This window comes from Desulfatibacillum alkenivorans DSM 16219, assembly GCF_900142135.1.
In the GTDB taxonomy this organism is placed as follows: domain Bacteria; phylum Desulfobacterota; class Desulfobacteria; order Desulfobacterales; family Desulfatibacillaceae; genus Desulfatibacillum; species Desulfatibacillum alkenivorans.
The window spans coordinates 1-17,597 of record NZ_FQZU01000031.1 but is presented as its reverse complement, the minus strand read 5'-3'; the positions used below and the strand labels follow the sequence as shown (position 1 = coordinate 17,597).

General features: G+C 53.6%; 17 protein-coding genes and 2 tRNA genes. 6 read left to right on the top strand and 13 right to left on the bottom strand.

The window, feature by feature from the left end; genetic code table 11:
• The first annotated feature begins 138 nt into the window (after positions 1-138).
• Both BUE18_RS20050 and BUE18_RS20045 read left to right on the top strand, forming a co-directional pair.
• Positions 139-930 carry a formylglycine-generating enzyme family protein gene (locus tag BUE18_RS20050; RefSeq protein ID WP_083611174.1) on the top strand — a complete coding sequence of 264 codons (792 nt, stop codon included), beginning with the start codon at positions 139-141 and terminating at the stop codon, positions 928-930.
• A gap of 341 nt (positions 931-1,271) precedes the next feature.
• A complete protein-coding gene (locus tag BUE18_RS20045; RefSeq protein WP_073477959.1) occupies positions 1,272-2,543 on the top strand; it encodes a pyridoxal phosphate-dependent aminotransferase in 1,272 nt (423 codons plus the stop codon).
• Positions 2,544-2,675: 132 nt separating this feature from the next.
• On the opposite strand, the gene BUE18_RS20040 is transcribed toward BUE18_RS20045, so the two are convergent.
• The 10 genes from BUE18_RS20040 to serA all read right to left on the bottom strand — a co-directional run bounded on the left by BUE18_RS20040 (position 2,676) and on the right by serA (position 12,229).
• Positions 2,676-3,641: an RluA family pseudouridine synthase gene (locus BUE18_RS20040; protein ID WP_073477958.1), complete on the bottom strand. Its 966-nt coding sequence runs from the start codon at positions 3,639-3,641 to the stop codon at positions 2,676-2,678.
• A gap of 60 nt (positions 3,642-3,701) precedes the next feature.
• Entirely contained in the window at positions 3,702-4,235 is a 534-nt protein-coding gene (locus BUE18_RS20035; protein ID WP_015948118.1) for a CarD family transcriptional regulator, read from the bottom strand.
• Between the two features lie 272 nt (positions 4,236-4,507).
• Complete coding sequence (locus BUE18_RS20030; RefSeq protein WP_073477957.1) at positions 4,508-6,562, bottom strand: sodium-translocating pyrophosphatase; 2,055 nt, start codon at positions 6,560-6,562, stop codon at positions 4,508-4,510.
• 91 nt (positions 6,563-6,653) lie between these two features.
• Positions 6,654-7,328 carry an aminoacyl-tRNA hydrolase gene (gene pth, locus BUE18_RS20025; RefSeq protein ID WP_083611173.1) on the bottom strand — a complete coding sequence of 225 codons (675 nt, stop codon included), beginning with the start codon at positions 7,326-7,328 and terminating at the stop codon, positions 6,654-6,656.
• A gap of 18 nt (positions 7,329-7,346) precedes the next feature.
• A complete protein-coding gene (locus BUE18_RS20020) occupies positions 7,347-8,003 on the bottom strand; it encodes a 50S ribosomal protein L25 (protein ID WP_073477956.1) in 657 nt (218 codons plus the stop codon).
• A 23-nt stretch (positions 8,004-8,026) separates the two neighbouring features.
• Positions 8,027-8,965: a ribose-phosphate pyrophosphokinase gene (locus BUE18_RS20015; protein WP_073478007.1), complete on the bottom strand. Its 939-nt coding sequence runs from the start codon at positions 8,963-8,965 to the stop codon at positions 8,027-8,029.
• 211 nt (positions 8,966-9,176) lie between these two features.
• A tRNA-Gln gene (locus BUE18_RS20010) sits at positions 9,177-9,251 on the bottom strand.
• Positions 9,252-9,319: 68 nt separating this feature from the next.
• A complete protein-coding gene (gene ispE / locus BUE18_RS20005) occupies positions 9,320-10,174 on the bottom strand; it encodes a 4-(cytidine 5'-diphospho)-2-C-methyl-D-erythritol kinase (RefSeq protein ID WP_073477955.1) in 855 nt (284 codons plus the stop codon).
• Positions 10,175-10,183: 9 nt separating this feature from the next.
• A complete protein-coding gene (locus BUE18_RS20000; RefSeq protein WP_073477954.1) occupies positions 10,184-10,621 on the bottom strand; it encodes a DUF1844 domain-containing protein in 438 nt (145 codons plus the stop codon).
• A gap of 27 nt (positions 10,622-10,648) precedes the next feature.
• Complete coding sequence (serA, locus tag BUE18_RS19995) at positions 10,649-12,229, bottom strand: phosphoglycerate dehydrogenase (RefSeq protein ID WP_073477953.1); 1,581 nt, start codon at positions 12,227-12,229, stop codon at positions 10,649-10,651.
• A gap of 224 nt (positions 12,230-12,453) precedes the next feature.
• On the opposite strand from serA, the gene serC reads away from it, so the two are divergent.
• Together serC and BUE18_RS19985 are read left to right on the top strand one after the other, a co-directional pair.
• Positions 12,454-13,539 (top strand): 3-phosphoserine/phosphohydroxythreonine transaminase, encoded by a 1,086-nt coding sequence (gene serC / locus BUE18_RS19990; protein ID WP_073477952.1) that lies wholly within the window; start codon positions 12,454-12,456, stop codon positions 13,537-13,539.
• A gap of 83 nt (positions 13,540-13,622) precedes the next feature.
• Positions 13,623-13,699, top strand: a tRNA-Pro gene (locus BUE18_RS19985).
• 366 nt (positions 13,700-14,065) lie between these two features.
• Here the strand turns inward: BUE18_RS19985 and BUE18_RS19980 are convergent.
• Together BUE18_RS19980 and BUE18_RS19975 are read right to left on the bottom strand one after the other, a co-directional pair.
• Complete coding sequence (locus tag BUE18_RS19980) at positions 14,066-15,136, bottom strand: PDDEXK family nuclease (RefSeq protein WP_073477951.1); 1,071 nt, start codon at positions 15,134-15,136, stop codon at positions 14,066-14,068.
• Between the two features lie 98 nt (positions 15,137-15,234).
• The gene (locus BUE18_RS19975) at positions 15,235-15,891 is read right to left on the bottom strand and encodes a DUF6904 family protein (protein WP_073477950.1); all 657 of its coding nucleotides are present in this window, start codon (positions 15,889-15,891) and stop codon (positions 15,235-15,237) included.
• A 241-nt stretch (positions 15,892-16,132) separates the two neighbouring features.
• On the opposite strand from BUE18_RS19975, the gene BUE18_RS27625 reads away from it, so the two are divergent.
• Entirely contained in the window at positions 16,133-16,801 is a 669-nt protein-coding gene (locus tag BUE18_RS27625) for an HNH endonuclease (protein ID WP_139264822.1), read from the top strand.
• An 11-nt stretch (positions 16,802-16,812) separates the two neighbouring features.
• The gene (locus BUE18_RS27620; protein WP_139264821.1) at positions 16,813-17,481 is read left to right on the top strand and encodes a hypothetical protein; all 669 of its coding nucleotides are present in this window, start codon (positions 16,813-16,815) and stop codon (positions 17,479-17,481) included.
• On the opposite strand, the gene BUE18_RS19965 is transcribed toward BUE18_RS27620, so the two are convergent.
• Positions 17,462-17,597, bottom strand: a 136-nt coding sequence (locus BUE18_RS19965; protein WP_139264820.1) for a transposase domain-containing protein, incomplete at its 5' end; no start/stop codon positions are given. The two genes, BUE18_RS27620 and BUE18_RS19965, sit on opposite strands and share 20 nt — an antisense overlap.

The following is a 17,597-nucleotide window of genomic DNA, read 5'->3' as shown; positions in this document are numbered from 1 at the left end:
GGCCGAACCGGTGTTCATAGCTTTTATTTTGCACGGCGCCCACAGGTTATTAATGTAAAAATTTTTGTAAGCCTGATTTTATAAATAGATGACAACCTGTGCGCGCCGGAATTTTTAAAATGGTCTTGGGAGGAAAATGTGAAAAAAAGAATCAGTTTTTTTACCTTAGGTTGCGTTTTGACGGTCGTGGGCTTGCTATTATCTCCCGCCAATCTTTTTGCGGGGCAAAATGAGTTCACCGACTCATCCGGCATGGAGTTTGTAAAAATCGAGGCAGGCGCGTTTACAATGGGAGCGCCTGAAGGAGAAGAGTTTGAAGACGCCCAGCCGGCCCATAAGATCACGATTACAAAACCCTTTTACATGGGCAAATATGAGGTAACCCGGAAGCAATGGGCGGAAATCATGGGGCAGGATACATCAAAGCTGAGCGACCCCAACCATCCTGTAGAGCAGGTTTCGTACGCTGATGTGGGGCTCTTTTTGCTCAAGCTCAATGAAAAAGAAGGAACCAAGACATACCGGCTTCCCACGGAGGCGGAATGGGAATACGCCGCCCGGGCCGGCAAGGCCGCCACTTATTTTTTTGGGGACGACGCTTCACAGTTAGGCGAGTACGCATGGTATTACGGCAATTCAAAATTCACTAACGCAGTTGGGCAATTAAAGCCCAATCCCTGGGGTTTGTACGACATTTACGGCAATGTGTTTGAATGGTGCCAGGACTATTATGGACAGGACTACTACAAGGACGCCCCTTCCGTGGACCCGAAAGGATTCCAGCCTGACGCTAAGGTGAAAAAGGCGGCGAGGGTTGTTCGCGGGGGCGGATGGTACTCCAAGGCCAAATACTGTTCTTCGGCCTACCGGAGCAACAGCCTGAGCCCTCAAAAATTCATCGGCCTTCGCCTGGTCAAAGACATAGAGTAAGCCGCTTTAGACGACGATTGAATTTCAATGCCGGAGGGAAAGCGCACAGCTTTTTCTCCGGCTTTTTTTTGCGTTCCCACTAATCCTTCATGACCTGATTAATCCCTCCACAACCCCTCGTGGGAAAACCATACAAAGTCAACGAATAAGTTGACCTGAACCAATAGGATAAGGATGATGGCCTCTAGGCCGGATTAGGAGTTGAATTCCGCCGCCGGCGATGGTAGCTACTGCCGGTTCAGGCCGAACGGCGAAAGGCCTGGACAATGAGGCTCCGCCCAGGCGGAGAAGCTGTAAAAACTTTTCAAAGCATCAAAACGAAGCGCAATCAGGAGTAAACCATGAGACCCGTATTGAACCCGCTGGTGTTGAGCCTTAAGGAATCCGCAACCCTGGCCATTAATTTGAGGGCCAAGGAACTGCGTAAGCAGGGAAAGGACATTGTTCATTTCGGGTTTGGCCAATCTCCGTTTCCGGTGCCGGAAGTCATACAAAAGGCCCTGGCCGTAAACACGGACAAAAAGGATTACCTGCCCACCCAGGGATTGCCGGAATTGTGCGAAGCCGTCGCCGGGTTCTACAACAAGGAATTCGGGTACGGCTTTCTGCCCTCCAATGTGTGCGTGGGGCCGGGGAGCAAGGAGTTGATTTTCGAAATCATCTATCTGGTGGAAGGGCCTTTGCTGGTGCCCGTACCCAGCTGGGTCAGCTACGGCCCCCAGGCCGCTCTCAGGGGCAAGGAAATCATCACCATTGCCACCAACCGGGAGTACAACTACCGCCTCACCCCGGAAGCTCTGGACAAGGCGTGCTACGAAGCGGGGCAAAAGCAAAAGCTGCTCATCTTCAACAATCCCAACAACCCCACCGGCGCCTTGTACCATGAGAAGGAGATCAAGGAGCTTGCTGAGATCTGCAAGGCCTATCAGGTGATCGTCATATCCGACGAAATCTACGCCATGCTCGAGTACGACAAATGGGCCATGAGCAGCCTGGCTCTCCATTATCCCGAGGGGACCATCGTATCCGGCGGCCTGTCCAAATCCTTCGCAGCCGGCGGCTATCGCCTTGGCGTGGCTTTGATTCCGGACTCCCTGGAACTGGTCATGAACTCGTTGAAAGCCGTAATCAGCGAGACCTTCAGCGCTGTGAGCGCGCCCATCCAGCATGCGGCCCTGGCGGCATACGGCGACTTTGAAAACGTCCGGCCCTTTGTGCAAAAAACCCGGGACATCTACCGCTACGTCATGCACTATCTGCACGACGAGTTCACGGACATGGGCCTGAACTGCCCCAGGCCCGCCGGCGCCTTTTACGCTTTTCCGGACTTTGACAAGTTCAGAAGCCAGCTTGCCAAGAAAAACGTCATCACTGCTGCGTCCCTGTCCCATGCCTTGTTAGAGGAGGCGGGGGTGGCCGTGCTGCCGGGATCGGACTTCTATCTGCCGGCCACCAACCTGGGCGTCCGGGTGGCGGGCGTGGATTTCGACGGCCAGCAAGCCCTGGACACCTGGCCGGGCAGACACCATGTCACGGAAGAGTATATGGAAGAGGTCTTTCCCAACCTGGTTCATGGCTGCGAACGCATATCCTCATTTTTAAATCAGTTTTAAAAACAGGGGAGAATTGATTGAATAACCGGAGGGCCGCGCTTTGGAAAGGCCCTCCGGTTTTAAAAAAGCGGTCTTTGCCGCATTTTTCATGGCAGTTTAAAAAGGGCAATTGGCGGCCTGTCCGCCAACCCGTTATTTTGCGCTTTCCCGAAGCGCCTCCAATAATTGGGCCATATCTTGGGGCAAGGGGGCGGTCAGGGTCAGTTTTTCCCCTGTTACGGGATGGTTGAACGACACGATGTGGGCGTGCAGCATCTGGCGCTCCGGCGCCGGCGCCTTGCCCAGGACGGAGGCGGGCAGACGGCCGCGCTTTTTCCTGCCCCCGTATACAGCGTCGCCTATCACCGGATGGTGAAGAGCCGCCAAATGCACCCGGATCTGGTGGGTCCGTCCGGTTTTAATCTGCACCTGCACAAAGGTCGCATCCGAAAAACGCTCCTTGACCGTCCACAAACTCAAGGCCTCCCGGCCTTTGGCCGGAGTGGAAATGTGCATGCGCTTTCTGTCCGAAGGATGGCGGCCTATGGGGAGGTCTATAACGCCTGCGTCCTCCTTGATGACTCCGTGGGCCAGGGCCAGATAGAATTTTTCCACACGCCTTTGGGCCAACTGTTGGGACAGCCCGGCGTGGGCGGCGTCGTTCTTGGCCGCCAGAATCACCCCTGAAGTGTCCTTATCCAGCCTGTGGACGATGCCCGGCCTCTGCACCCCGCCTATACCGGAAAGATCCTTGCAGTGAGCCAGGAGGGCGTTTACAAGGGTGTTGCTGCTGTGGCCCGGCGCCGGATGCACCACCATGCCCGGCGGCTTGTTCACCGCCGCGATATCCTTATCCTCATAAAGGATGTTCAGGTCCATGTCCTGGGCCACAATATCCGCCGCCTCAGGCTCAGGCACGGTTACGGAAACCATTTCTCCGGGCTTTAAAACATAGGAAGGCTTCTTGACGGACTGGTCCACGGTCACGAGGCCCTGGCGTATGAGCCGGGCGCAGGCGTTTCTGGAGAGGTCCTTACAATGAACAGGGACAAAAGCGTCCAGCCTTTGTCCCTGTTCCTTATTTTGAACTTTGAATTGGTAAGTTTGATCACCCGTCATGGGCTTGATTCTTCCCCTTTGGACGCGCCGGGCCTGGGGAGCGGCCTTGCCTGCCGGACGTTAGGACTCGAGCAGGGATTCAATTTCCGACATAATCACTTCCTCAGTGCAGCTTTTTGCGATGGAAAGTTCTTTGAGCAAAAGCGTCTGCGCCGTATCCAGCAATTTGCGTTCTCCAAAGGAAAGGTCTTTGGTGACCTTGAGCAGGTAAAGGTCCCGGAACACGCCGGCCACCTCAAAAAGGCTGCCGGTCTTGATTTTTTCCATATAATCCCTGTAGCGGCGATTCCATGTTTGATTGTCGGGGGGAATTTCCTTTTCGCCTAAAATGGCGTAAACCTGGGACACATCGCCTTTGCGGATGACTTCCCGCAAGCCCACGGATTCCACGTTTTGGGTGGGAATCATGATGACCATGTCATTTTCCAGGATCCGCATTATATAAAAACTTTGTTTTTCTCCGCCAATGGTGCGGGTCTCGACAGCCTCAATGCGACCCACCCCGTGCGCAGGGTAAACGGCCAGGTCATTGACGGAAAAGGTATATTCCTCCGAGGCGTCCTGGTTTGAATTTACCTGCAGATTTTCGCTCATTATATTCACCTAAGTTTTACTGTTCGCATTAAAATACAAGAGGCTCCCAATCCCCATTCCAGGGAATCCGAAGCCCGCTCACCCCGCCCGAAAACGCGGGCGCCAGTTGTCACACCGGCCTAACATAATATATATATCACAAAAAATGGATTGATGCAACAGCCGGAAAATATCAGAAATAAACAATTCGGCGGGGCGAAAAGAATCGGGGCCGGCGCGCCAGGCGCCAGCCCCGAGGTACTGCTAAGATCACGTATGATCTGCGGGTGCGATTACATCAGGAAAGGCACCATGAGCAGAGCAACAACGTTCAGGATCTTGATCATGGGGTTAACAGCCGGGCCGGCGGTGTCTTTGTAGGGGTCGCCTACGGTGTCGCCGGTGACGGCGGCTTTATGAGCGTCGGAGCCCTTGCCGCCCAGGTGGCCGTCTTCGATGTATTTCTTGGCATTGTCCCAAGCAGCGCCGCCGGTGGTCATGGAGATAGCCACGAACAGACCGGTGATGATGGAGCCGATGAGCAGGCCGCCCAGAGCAACTTTGCCCAGGAGCAGACCAACAGCAACAGGAGCCAACACGGGCAGCAGAGCGGGAATCATCATCTCTTTCAGAGCGAAGGAGGTGACGATGTCAACGCAAGCAGCGTAATCGGGTTTGGCGGTTCCTTCCATGATTCCGGGGATTTCACGGAACTGACGACGAACTTCTTCAACAACCGCGCCGCCTGCGCGACCAACAGCCATCATGGCCATGGAAGCGAACAGGTAAGGCAGCAGGCCGCCGAGGAACAGGCCGATAACAACTTCAACCTGAGACAGGTCAAAGGAGATGGCGGAAGCGCCTTTGCCGCCCTGAATTTGGAATTCAAACACGTAAGAAGCGAACAGAACAAGAGCGGCCAGACCGGCGGAGCCGATGGCGTAACCCTTGGTGACGGCCTTGGTGGTGTTGCCGACAGCATCCAGGGGGTCGGTGACGGCGCGGACGGATTCGTCCATTTCAGCCATTTCAGCGATTCCGCCGGCGTTGTCAGTGATGGGGCCGTAAGCGTCAACGGCGATGACCATACCGGTCATGGACAGCATGGACATGGCGGCCATGGCAATGCCGTACAGGCCGGCATAGTGGTTGGCCACGAAGATGCCGATGCAGATGGCGATAACAGGAGCAGCAGTAGCCTGCATGGAAACGCCGAGACCAGCGATGATGTTGGTGCCGTGGCCCGTTACGGAAGCCTGGGCGACAGTCTTAACGGGGGTGTAGATGCCCGTGTAGAATTCGGTGATGATAACGATGAGAACCGTCAGCACCAGACCGACCAGGGTGGAGTAGAAAATGCTCATTGCGGGAATTTCGTTGCCCACCCACACTTTGTTGATCACAAAGTAGAAAGCGATGCCGGCCAGGATAGCAGCGCCGAACATGCCTTTGTACAGAGCGCCCATGATGTACTCGCTGTTGGAGCCCAAGCGCACGAAGAAAACGGCGATAGCTGAAGCCACGATGGAGATGGCGCCCAGAACCAGAGGCAGGGTGGTGGCCAGTTCAAAATTGGGGTACAGCAGGTGGCCAAGCAGCATGGCGGCCACAGCGGTTACGCCGTAGGTCTCGAACAGGTCAGCAGCCATACCGGCGCAGTCGCCGACATTGTCGCCGACGTTGTCAGCGATGACGGCGGGGTTGCGCGGATCGTCTTCGGGGATGCCGGCTTCCACTTTACCAACCAGGTCAGCGCCCACGTCAGCGCCCTTGGTGAAGATACCGCCGCCCAGACGCGCAAAGATGGAGATCAAGGATCCGCCAAAGCCCAGAGCAACCAGAGCGGTGACAGCTTCGCGAGCGGCATGTTCGCCGCCGGACTGCATCAGGATGGTGTAGTAACCGGCGACAGCGGTCAGAGCCAGAGAGGCGACCATCATACCGGTCACGGAACCGCCTTTGAAAGCCAGGCTGAGGCCGGCGGCCAAGCCTTTTTTAGCGGCTTCAGCAACGCGCACGTTAGCAATAACGGACACGCGCATGCCGACGTAGCCGGCCAAGAAGGAAGCGGCGGCGCCGACCAAGAAGCCGAAAGCGGCCTTGGAGCCCAAGGTTACGAAGATAACGATGAAAATAACAACGCCCACCGCGCCCATGCTTTTGAGCTGACGGTTCAGGTAGGCGATGGCGCCTTCCTTGACGGCGTCGGCGATCTTGTTCATTTTCTCATCGCCAGCCGGAGCATTCTTTACCATGATTGCGATCAGAGCCGCAAAAACCACCCCTAAGATACCTACAAAGGTGCAGTAAAGGGGTATGTTTGCCATAAAAACGTCCAAAAATGCCATTACTTCCTCCCTCGTTTTCCTGCCATGGGAATCACCTGCGTCAAACAGCATATGCCCGGACACGACGAGGCGCTGCGGGACTTGGTGTTTCTCAGGCCGTAATTTGTTGGTTATTGAATGAATTCATTCCCTTCGAGATTCCCTCTCGAAGAACCGTTTCCACTGCGTCTCCGGCAAGCGTCACCACTTTACCGAGGACCAAATCTTCTTCGGCGTCGAACCTGCCCAGAACATGATCCACAATGGTCTGTCCGGCAGGGGGGCGCCCAATTCCTACGCGGAGCCGGGGAAAATCCCCGTCCCCAAAAGATTGGATCAGCGATTGAATCCCTTTGTGTCCGCCGTGTCCTCCTTTCTTTTTGATTTTAATCTTTCCAAAGGGAAGGTCCAAATCATCGTGTATAACCAGAACCCGTTCCCTGTCTATTCCGAACTTACCAGCGATCTCCCAAATGGGAGGGCCGCTCAAATTCATGTAAGCCTGCGGTTTGATCAGGCCCGCCGGCGTTTCGCCGATCAGGCCGGCGCCCAAAAGGCTGGCGCCGTGAGCTTCAAACCGCAACCGCCACTTTTCCCCCAGAAGGTCCGCTACCATGAACCCGATGTTGTGACGGGTTTGCGAATATTTTTCTCCCGGATTTCCCAGTCCCGCCACCAGCCATGATTGGGGTTGGTGCAGGGCCTGAAACGCGGCGTTTTCGCGATCTTTCGCCTTTCCGGTAAGTTTGCGAAAAATTTCACGTTTAAAAATCGAAAAAAAAGGCATGCACGTTCAGCCCTGCTTCTATTCCTCGGAAGCAGCCTCGGCGCCTTCGGCCTCTCCGCCTTCTTCGCCTTCTTCGCCTTCCTCGCCTTCCTCGCCTTCTTCAGGCAGGGCCGAGGCGGTAGGCGCAACCACCGTCACTACGGTGAAGTCCGCGCTTTCCGGAAATTCCACGGAGTCGCCCTTGGGCACATCCGACAAGTGGACGGCTTCGCCGATTCCCAGCTCGGTCACGTCGATGACGAACTCCTCGGGAATGTCGCCGGGCAGGCAGATGACTTCCAGTTCGCGGCGAATAACCTGCAAAAGGCCGCCTTCTTCCACGCCCTTGCTCTTGCCATCCACCACCACGGGAACCATGACGTGGATTTTGCGGTCCATGCTGATTTCGTAGAAATCGGCATGGAGATAACGCTGGCTCACCACGTTGGTCTGCAATTCCTTAATCATGGCCTTGCGAGGGGCGTCCGCGCCTTCTATATTAAGATTGAACATGACCTGACTGGAACCAACGCCTTGCAGGATGTCCGACAGATCCTTGTGGGACACGCTGAGGGTGATGGGTTCGGAGTCAGGTCCGTAAAGGACAGCGGGAATGAAGCCTTCCCTTCTGAGAGCCCTGGCGGGACCGTTGCCCCTGGTGGTTCTGGGGCTGGCTTTTAGTTCATGAGTTTTCAAGGATACTACCTCCGATTAAAGTATTATACGAAAAGGTGGCTGACCGAGTCGCCCGTGTGGCTTCTGATAATGGCCTCGCCCACCACGTCTGCGATGGAGAGAACCCGAATCTTGTCCACTTTGCTGGCTTCTTCGCTCAGGGGAACCGTGTCGGTGACGACCAGGCTCTTTAACGCAGAACCTTTGACCCGTTCCACAGCGGGACCCGAGAGTACGGCGTGGGAGGCGTATGCGTGCACCTCCTTGGCGCCTTTTTCGGCCAGGGCCAAAGCCGCCTGCGTCAGGGTGCCGGCAGTATCCACCATATCGTCCAACAATATTGCTATTTTACCCTCAACGTTGCCGATGACGTTCATGGCCTCCACCTGATTCGGTGCGGGCCTTCTTTTGTCCACAATGGCAAGGTCGGCGCCCATGCGCTTTGCAAAAGCGCGGGCCCTTTCCACGCCGCCGGCGTCGGGGCTTACTATCACGATTTCATGGTTATAGGTTTTTCTCATGTCCTTGAGGAGCACGGGCGCGGCGAACAGGTTGTCCACGGGGATGCCGAAAAATCCCTGGATCTGACCGGCGTGGAGATCCATGGTGATAATCCGGTTGGCGCCGGCGGCGGTGAGGCAGTCGGCCACCAGCTTGGCGCTGATGGGCGCCCGCGGCGCCACCTTTTTGTCCTGCCTGGCGTACCCGTAGTAAGGCATGACCGCGGTGATGCGCTTGGCCGAAGCCCTTTTAAAGGCGTCGATCATGAGCAGCAGTTCCATCAGGGAGTCGTTGACCGGGCAACAGGTGGACTGCACGACGAAAACGTCCTTACTCCGCACATTCTCCCGGATTTCTATCTGAATTTCGCCGTCTGAAAAGGTCTTCACCACGGCGTCGCCGAGAGGCTTTTCAAGATATCCGCATATTTTCCGGGCCACCCCGGGATTAGCATTACCGGTAAAGATCTGGAGGTCGTTCATGTCGTCCTTTTTTTCCGGCCTTTCTTGGCCGATTAGGCCCCTTGACCACAAACACGGCCCTGTCATCTTCCCGATAACAAGGCCTGTGGCGCGCTGAGGATTCTAAGCATGCCGTGCGCCCCAAAGATCGGCCTTAGCGCCGTCAAGGTTCCGGCTTGGTGCAGGCTCCCCGCGTAACACGCTCAACACTGCAACGTGCAATTCAATGAAATGGCAGGGGCGGGAGGATTCGAACCCCCGAATGCATGGACCAAAACCATGTGTCTTACCGCTTGACGACGCCCCTGCAAGCTATAACCAAATTTTTTTTAACCGCCGCCCGAAACGGAGGTCTTTCCGTTCGGACAGCGAGAATCAGACGAGCAGCCGGCAGGAAAAAACCCGCCATCCGGGATGTTTGGACTCCAGAGTCCGCCGCGTTTCCACGGCTTCGGCTTCTTGCCGGAACAGCCCGAACACCGAACTTCCGCTCCCGGACATGAGCACTCCCAACGCCTGGGTTTGCGAAAGCGCATCCTTGGCTTTTCCTATTCCCGGATACTCTTCCAGGGCCGGCCTTTCCAGGTCATTGCAAAGCAGACCTTCCACATAAGCCGGGTCCCCCGTCAAGTCAGGCACCCTATGAATTTTTTTGCACCTTGTCAACGCCAAATTACACTTTTTGTATACCTTGGCCGTGGATGCCTCGATCCCGGGAAACACAACCACAAGATGGTGTGGATAAAGACCTCTCACCAAATCAATAGCTTCGCCCACGCTGGTTATCCAGGCGGGCTTGCCGTACACAAAAAACGGCACGTCGGACCCTATCCGGGCGCCCATATCCGCCAGCTTTTCCAGGGAGAACGGCCTCCCTAAAAGCGTATTCAGGCCGTTCAGGACGCTGGCTGCGTTTCCGCTGCCGCCCCCCAGGCCGGCGCCCGCCGGGATGTTTTTCTCCAGGGTGATCGAAAGACCCGGCCCGGAGCCGCTTTCCTTGAAAAACAGGTCCGCGGCCCTCCAGGCCAGGTTGGCTTCGTCCTCCGGGATCCCCGGCGCATCGCACCGGATGCGGATTCCGCTTCCCCCGGCTTCCAGGATCACGCGGTCGCTCAGGCTGATGGGCGCCATGAGAGACTCGATCTCATGGAATCCGTCGTCCCGCCTGCCGCATATCCGCAGGGTCAGGTTGACCTTTGCCGGGGATGCTATTTCAAGCCTGTGGGGCACGATGGCGGCCTATTTCTTGGCCAAAGCCACGTAGCGCATGCGCAGGTCGTACAGAATATTCTGCAGCAGCCGGCTTTCGTCCTCCGACAGGTTCCCCTTAGTCTTTTCTTCCAGCATTCCCAGGATGTCTATGGTCTGTTTCGCCACGGGCAGGTTGACCACGGTCTCCCCGGTCGCCGGGTCCTCCATTTCCCCCAGATAAACCAGCACCGAAGAACTGAGGGAAATGATGAAGGTGGGGAAGTTCACCTGCGGCAGAGCCTGGCTTGCGCCGGTCCCCGCCGTGTTGTATTCCTTCTTGGCCTGGCTCTCTTGCGAAGCAGACTGCTTCTCTTCGGCTTGGCCGGGAGCGGCGTCAGCATCCTTTTGGACGGCCTCTTCCTTTTCGGGTTCCTGGGACGCAAAAGCGCGTCTGTCATGAACCTCAAACCCCTTGTCTTCCGTCATGAAGCACACTCCTGTGGTTTATAAGTTTTAGAGTTCCACCGTAATTACGGATTTTACCAGCGGCAGCTCCCGCAATCTGGCCACCACATCGTCGGGAGTTTCCGTGTCGGTTTCCATGACGATGAAGTTTCTGTTGCCGTCCTCTTCCTGGCCGACCTGCATACGGGCGATGTTCACGGAGGCTTCGCCCAACATGCTGCCCACGCTGCCGATGGCGCCGGGCTTGTCAACGTTGTGGATCAGAAGCACGTGGCCCTCGGGCACCATTTCCACCCTAAAGCTGTCGATGCGGACGATCTTGGGCTCGGCCTTGCCGTAGATGGTGCCGGACACGGTGTGAGTGGCGGCGTCGGACTTGGCGATGACCTTGATCAGATTGTTGAAGTCCTTGGAGTCGGCCTGGGTGGTTTCGGTAACGCTCACGCCTCTTTCCTGGGCCAGCATGCCGGCGTTGACAAAGTTCACGTCGTCCTTCAGCGCCGGGGTGAGGAAGCCCTTCAGGATGGCCGTGGTGACCGGAGACAGGTCCAGGCCGCGGAAATCCCCATAGTACTCGATGCTGACGGACTTGACCGGGCCTTGGGCCAGCTGGGCCTGAAGGCATCCCATGCGGTCGCCCAGGGTCAGGAGGGGTTTGAGCTTCTCAAGAAGGTCGCCGGTGACGGACGGTGCGTTCACTGCGTTGATGACCGTGCCGGTCTGGAGATAGGCGATGATTTGTTCGGCCACGGCCACGGCCACGTTGGTCTGGGCTTCCGCAGTGGAGGCGCCCAGATGGGGGGTGCAGATCACGTTGTCCAGTTCAAACAGGGGAATCATTCCGGGAGGCTCTGTGGCGAACACGTCCAGAGCGGCGCCGGCGACTTTGCCCTCCTTGATGGCGTCGTACAGGTCCGCTTCGTCCACGATGCCGCCGCGGGCGCAGTTGATGACCATCACGCCTTTTTTCATCTTGGCGAAAGCGTCCTTGTTCAAAAGGCCGATGGTTTCCTTCATTTTGGGCACGTGCACCGTGATGTAGTCGGAGCGCTCGTACAGTTCGTCCAGGCTGACGGCCTCGAAACCGGCCTTTTCAATGCGCTCGGGGGTGACGTGGGGGTCGGCCACGATCACGTTCATGCGGAGTCCCCTGGCTCTGTCGGCCGCGATGGAGCCGATGTTGCCGAAACCGATGACGCCCAGGGTCTTGTTGAAGATTTCCTTGCCCTGGAGCAGTTTTTTGTCCCATTTGCCGGCTTTGAGGGATGCGGTTCCCCGGGGGATGTTCCGGGTGAGGGAGAGCATCATGGATATGGCGTGCTCGGCGGTGGTGACGACGTTGCCGCCCGGGGTGTTCATAACGACCACGCCCCTTTTGGTGGCTGCGGGAATGTCCACATTGTCCAGACCGATGCCGGCGCGGCCCACCACCTTCAAATTGGGGGCGGCTTCCAAAAGCTCTTCGGTCACTTTGGTGGCGCTGCGGATGACTAGCGCGTCGTAATCGCCGATGATCTTTTTGAGCTCAGCGGGTTCGAGGCCGGTGTTGACGTCCACCTCGATCCCTTGGGCTTCCTCAAAGAGCTGGATGCCAGCTTCTCCGAGTTTGTCGCTTACAAGTACTTTCATTTTTGTCTCCATTATTAAAATAGCGTGAGTTTCCGCCCAGGGGGCCTTTTAAGCCCTATCGGGAAAAGTTTGTTATACTAATAGGATATTCGGCAATGTCAAGACCAAAGCGACGCTCCTCACACCAATTTTACACTTGACACCCCCAATCGGAACATGTATCCAAACGGACTACTTAAAGCCGGGGAAAAAAGCGGCGCATAACCATAAGGAAAACAATTACCATGAAAAACAGAATTCACAATTTCAATGCAGGACCGGCCGCCCTTCCGCTGCCGGTGCTTGAAGAAATCCAGGCCGAGCTCTTGGACTTCAAAGGCTCGGGCATGTCCATCATGGAAGTCAGCCATCGTTCCAAATGGTTCGACGACGTGATCAACGAAACCGTGGAAAGAATAAACCGCCTTATGGGCCTGGGCGACGACTTCCAGGTTCTGTTCCTTCAGGGCGGCGCCAGCACCCAGTTTGCGCTGGTTCCCATGAACCTGCTGCCCGAAGGCCAGTCCGCCGACTACGTGAACACCGGCACATGGTCCACCAAGGCCATCAAGGAAGCCCAGGCCATGGGCAAGACCGTCAACGTGGCCGCTTCCTCCGAAGATCGGAACTTCTGCTACATTCCCAAAGACATTCCGTTGGATCCCAATGCCGCCTACGTGCACATCACCTCCAACAATACTATTAAGGGAACGGCTTACACGGACTTTCCGGACGCCGGAAACGTCCCCCTGATCGCGGACATGTCCTCGGACATCATGAGCAGGCCCATGGACGCCTCCAAGTTCGGCCTCATCTACGCCGGCGCCCAAAAGAACCTGGGCCCCGCAGGCGTATGCGTGGTCATCATCCGCAAGGACATGCTGGAAAGGGTTCCCGAAAGCCTCCCCTCCATGTTCAAATACACCACCTTTGCAGGGAAAAACTCCATGTACAACACCCCTCCCTGCTTCGCCATCTACACGGTGGGCCTGGTGGTCAAGTGGATCGAGGAAACCATCGGCGGCCTGGAGAAAATGGAAGCCAGGAACCGCAAAAAAGCGGACACCCTCTATTCGATTTTCGACTCCAGCGACTTCTACTCCGGAACCGCGGACAAGGACTCCCGCTCCATGATGAACGTGACCTTCCGCCTTCCCAGCGAAGACCTGGAAAAAGCCTTTGTGGCCCAAGCCCTGGAAAACGGCCTGGGCGGACTCAAAGGCCACCGCTCCGTGGGCGGATGCCGCGCGTCCATCTACAATCCCACGAGCCAGGAAGGCGTTGAAGCCCTGGTGGATTTCATGAAGGAATTCGAGAAAAAGAACGGCTAATTTCTTTTTTTTGATAATCGCCGAAAAAAGGCGATAAGATCGCTTGACACAGAGCGGTCGCAGGAGTATAAAGCGTTTTTCGTCGGGGCGTAGCGCAGCCTGGTAGCGCACTTGAATGGGGTTCAAGGGGTCGGAGGTTCAAATCCTCTCGCCCCGACCAAAAAACAAAAAGAAACAAAGGGGCTTCCGAAGGAAGCTCCTTTTTTCTTTTTGGGGCAGAACAGTTTGAATTAGATCCCCCATCCCCCCCATAGGTCGACGCAAAACTCGACACGTTTTTTCCCCAAACCCTACAAAAACACAAGGCCGCTATTGTCCATTGACTATATGGTCAAATTTTCGACAGCCTATACTGAATAAAGGCGATCCAATCTTGCTGAATGGCAGGAGCGCCCGGCGTCGAACGAGCATGCCATACTTGATGAAGGATCAGAGCCGACATTAATTGGCGGATGGTATTTGGGTGTGTAGGAAAGTTAGTTCAGGGATGAGAAATATGCCCCCCTCCCCCCCCCGCTGGTATTTTTCACTGCTCTAAAACATCAAATTCCTTGACCAAAAAATCTACAGTTTCCGGGTGTCTCAGCTTGCATGCAATGTTCTGATTGGCGAACACGCCTTTAAATGTCTTAGCCTCCTCCTTGGCAAACGTCTTGTGCCAAACTACGCGAACAGCCCATTCAGCCAATTCCGGATTCCCCAGATTATCCGTTGCCCGCGGCGCATTCAACTGAACTTCCGATAAAGGCTTTTCTACTCCCTCAGAGTCTTTCGTCATGAACTGGTCAATCATGACTGCCTGCTGGGTAACCTCGCCAAAACCAACATAGCCCTCGCCTTTGATATAAGCAAAAATCTTATTGCCGGGTTGCAGCCTTTTCAGACCGTCGGAAAACCACTTGCCGTGGCCTGCGCCCACATAGCCGTATTGAATGTTATCTTCCCAGGAGCGTCTTTCACCGTCTCCAACATTGACAAACCAATAACCCGACCAAGGGGCTTTCTTACGAGATTCGGAACGCTCGTTGACCTCTTCTGGGTCCATCAACCATGCCCGGCCGACGATTTCCTGCCCGTTGTTTTGGAAGTAGTTGAAAAAGATGACATTGATGTTCAAGCCGTGTTCATCGGCTAAATACTGGACAATGCGTTCAGATGCGTCATCCAGTTCAGCGGCGGCAATGATCATGCTGTGATTGTTATTGAGGGTTTCAGGCAGGCTTTCGTTGAAATGATCAGTAAAAGCGGAGGACAGGCTTTTGCCCAGATAAATGGATGCGATGGCGCTTATTTCTTTGTAGCCTAAGTCCTTTACCCAGGTGGCATAATCCAAGACCTGAGAAACAATGTCCCTTGGGGTCTTGTGCTTTTTAAGCTCAATGACAACCATGTCCCCCTGCCGGTTAATAGCCAAGAGGTCGATTTTGCCGCGATAAGCGGTTGTCACTTGTCGGCCAATGATCAGCAATTCAAGGCCCAGAACTGAGGCGTCTTTAGCAATCCAGTTTTCCAGCCGCTCCTCTTTGTCAAGTGCGGAACTCCTTAGGTCAACCAACTTGCCATTGCGAACTTCCCATAATTGCATATTAAAAGACATCTCTCCTCCTATCCGAACTATTTCCCTTAACATGCCATGAACAGGACAGCCAAGGCGGCAACTTTAGAAAGTTGCGTCTCACTTATCAGCCTCCTATTTTACCATCTAAAATCTGGCCAAGTAGACCAATCTTGAAGACTATGCGGACTTGTCCCAAGTTCTGTTGCCCGGCTTTCAAGGTGCTCAGCAAAAATTCTGTACTCGTTCGACGAAGGATGCATCATTCGCAAAACGAGAGGCAACCTTTTAAAACGAGCTTTGCCGCCTTTGCTGTCAAATAGATAACTATAAGCACATTTGTATACGAACTGCACGTAATAGTCTTTATTGAGCCAATCAAACATGGTTCGTAGATCATAAACACAGTCACCTATTGACTTGTCATATTCTATTAAGGAGTCCTCAACACAATGTTCAAGAATCAGCAGGGTCGCTTGATCTTTTTTCGAGGTTGGATGATACGCGGCCGCCCATCGTAACAAACCTATTTGCGGTATAAGTACGGGCCATAGTAAAGGCACCCCCCTGTAATTGACTTGATCTAACTCGTCGAATCCGAAGCTCTCCTCTAAGCGATCTCCTTGGTATGCATGCCGTATTTCATAGGCCAGACTTAGCAAGAAATCCACCAGTTCTCCTTCGATGGGATATCCGTCTGCCAAACGATGGATCAATTTATGAAGACTGTGAAGATCCCAATAGTCTCCATAGAGATACATCCCGGCACCATATCGAGTGGGTTCAGAGATTATCAAGAATGCCTCCTCCATATAAATTACAATATCTAAAGATATGAAAACAGGCAAAAAAATATCAAAATTATGAGCAGGAATCAAGCAGAGGAGCCAGATGAATATGTTCTATTAAATATAAATTATTGAATTTTATGCTAATTATTTTAAGCAAACTTTCCGGAATAATGGATTTGATATTGACTTCATTTTAAGAAAATAATACCACTTTATTTACATCAAAAAGTGAACTGGGAGTTCAAAAATGGGGAATCTTTATAAGCATCCTGAATGGATAAAGTTTAGAGACCATATTATTGATCTGGATGATGGGCAATGTGTACGCTGTGGAAAGCAACAAAGTGATCGGGTTATACTCCAAGTTCATCATACATATTATGAAAGTCATCGTCTCCCGTGGGAATATCCCCATGAGGCGTGTGAGACGCTTTGTAAGCGATGTCACGCTGCTGAACATGATATAACCCTTCCAGTACATGGTTGGGGTTTCATGGGATATGAGGACTTAGGTGACTTGTCTGGATCTTGTGAGTTCTGCGAGACACAAATTCGCCATGTATATTATTTGCACCACCAAAAATGGGCTCCAATTGGAGTTGGAACGGATTGCTGCGACAGACTCACAGGAAATAAGAAGGGGTCTTCTTTTACGAGAAGAAGGAAAAATTTTTGTAAATCGCCGCGATGGAAAAGCGATGGCAACATTGAATATATCCGCAAGGGAAAGTACAAAATCGAAATAATTTCTGTTGGTGATAAATATGAAATTTCGGTTATTTCCCTTAAGTGCGAAGATAGGATTTCTGGCAAAGACACCTACCCCACTTCTAACCATGCAAAATCAAGGATTTTTCAAATTATGGATGAAAAAAAAATTGATGCTCTTTTCATGAAACATTTTGGACGGTGTTGAGGAGATTGAACATGGAGTTGGAAGCAAACGCTGGCGATAGACATTCAAACGGATTTCTTAAGTTGCTTGTCGGATCATCTCCCCACTACTATCAGCTAAAGTCAGGAGAAGTAAAATTTCAAAAAAGCAAACCGCGTCAACCGATATGGCGAATAGTGCTTTTTAACGAAGAAAGGAACTGTGTCCATTTTCGTCTTTATTCAGAGCAGCCTTCATCAAACGTTATTGAAAAAACCATTTTGTGGATTTTATCCTCTCAATGTCCGCAGGACACAAGAATCGTAGTACCTAAAACCGTTGAAAAACTGTGTCCTGGGATACAACAATCAATTATGGAAATTGGCAGGGATGTATATCTTCCATTGCATGGGTTTGCTTCGGGGGCACGAGTCCCAAGAAAGGTAGATTGTTTTTTATCAGATTTAATAGGGAGCCTGAGGCATATAAGGGAATGCCCAGCCTCTTGTGAAGAGATCGCTTCCGTTTCGGGAAACTCATACGGAGTAATTACGGGCGGCTTATGGTTTAAAGACAGCAGCACTATGAGTTTATATGATGTTGCAAGCGATATGGCAGAAAAAATCGCCTTTCTTCGAGGGAGGAATCCCTCTGTTGGAAAACAAAGTAAGCGTCCAAAGAAGTACCCGGCAGGGATAAGAATCAATCGTTGGAGAGGTTAAAATCCGGGGTTGGCAGGAGGGCTTGGTAGTCTTCCCGGCAAGTCGCCAGGGGGAGTCTTTCAAATAAAACCTTCAGGTAGGCGAAGGGCTCCAGGCCGTTGGCCTTGGCCGTCTCG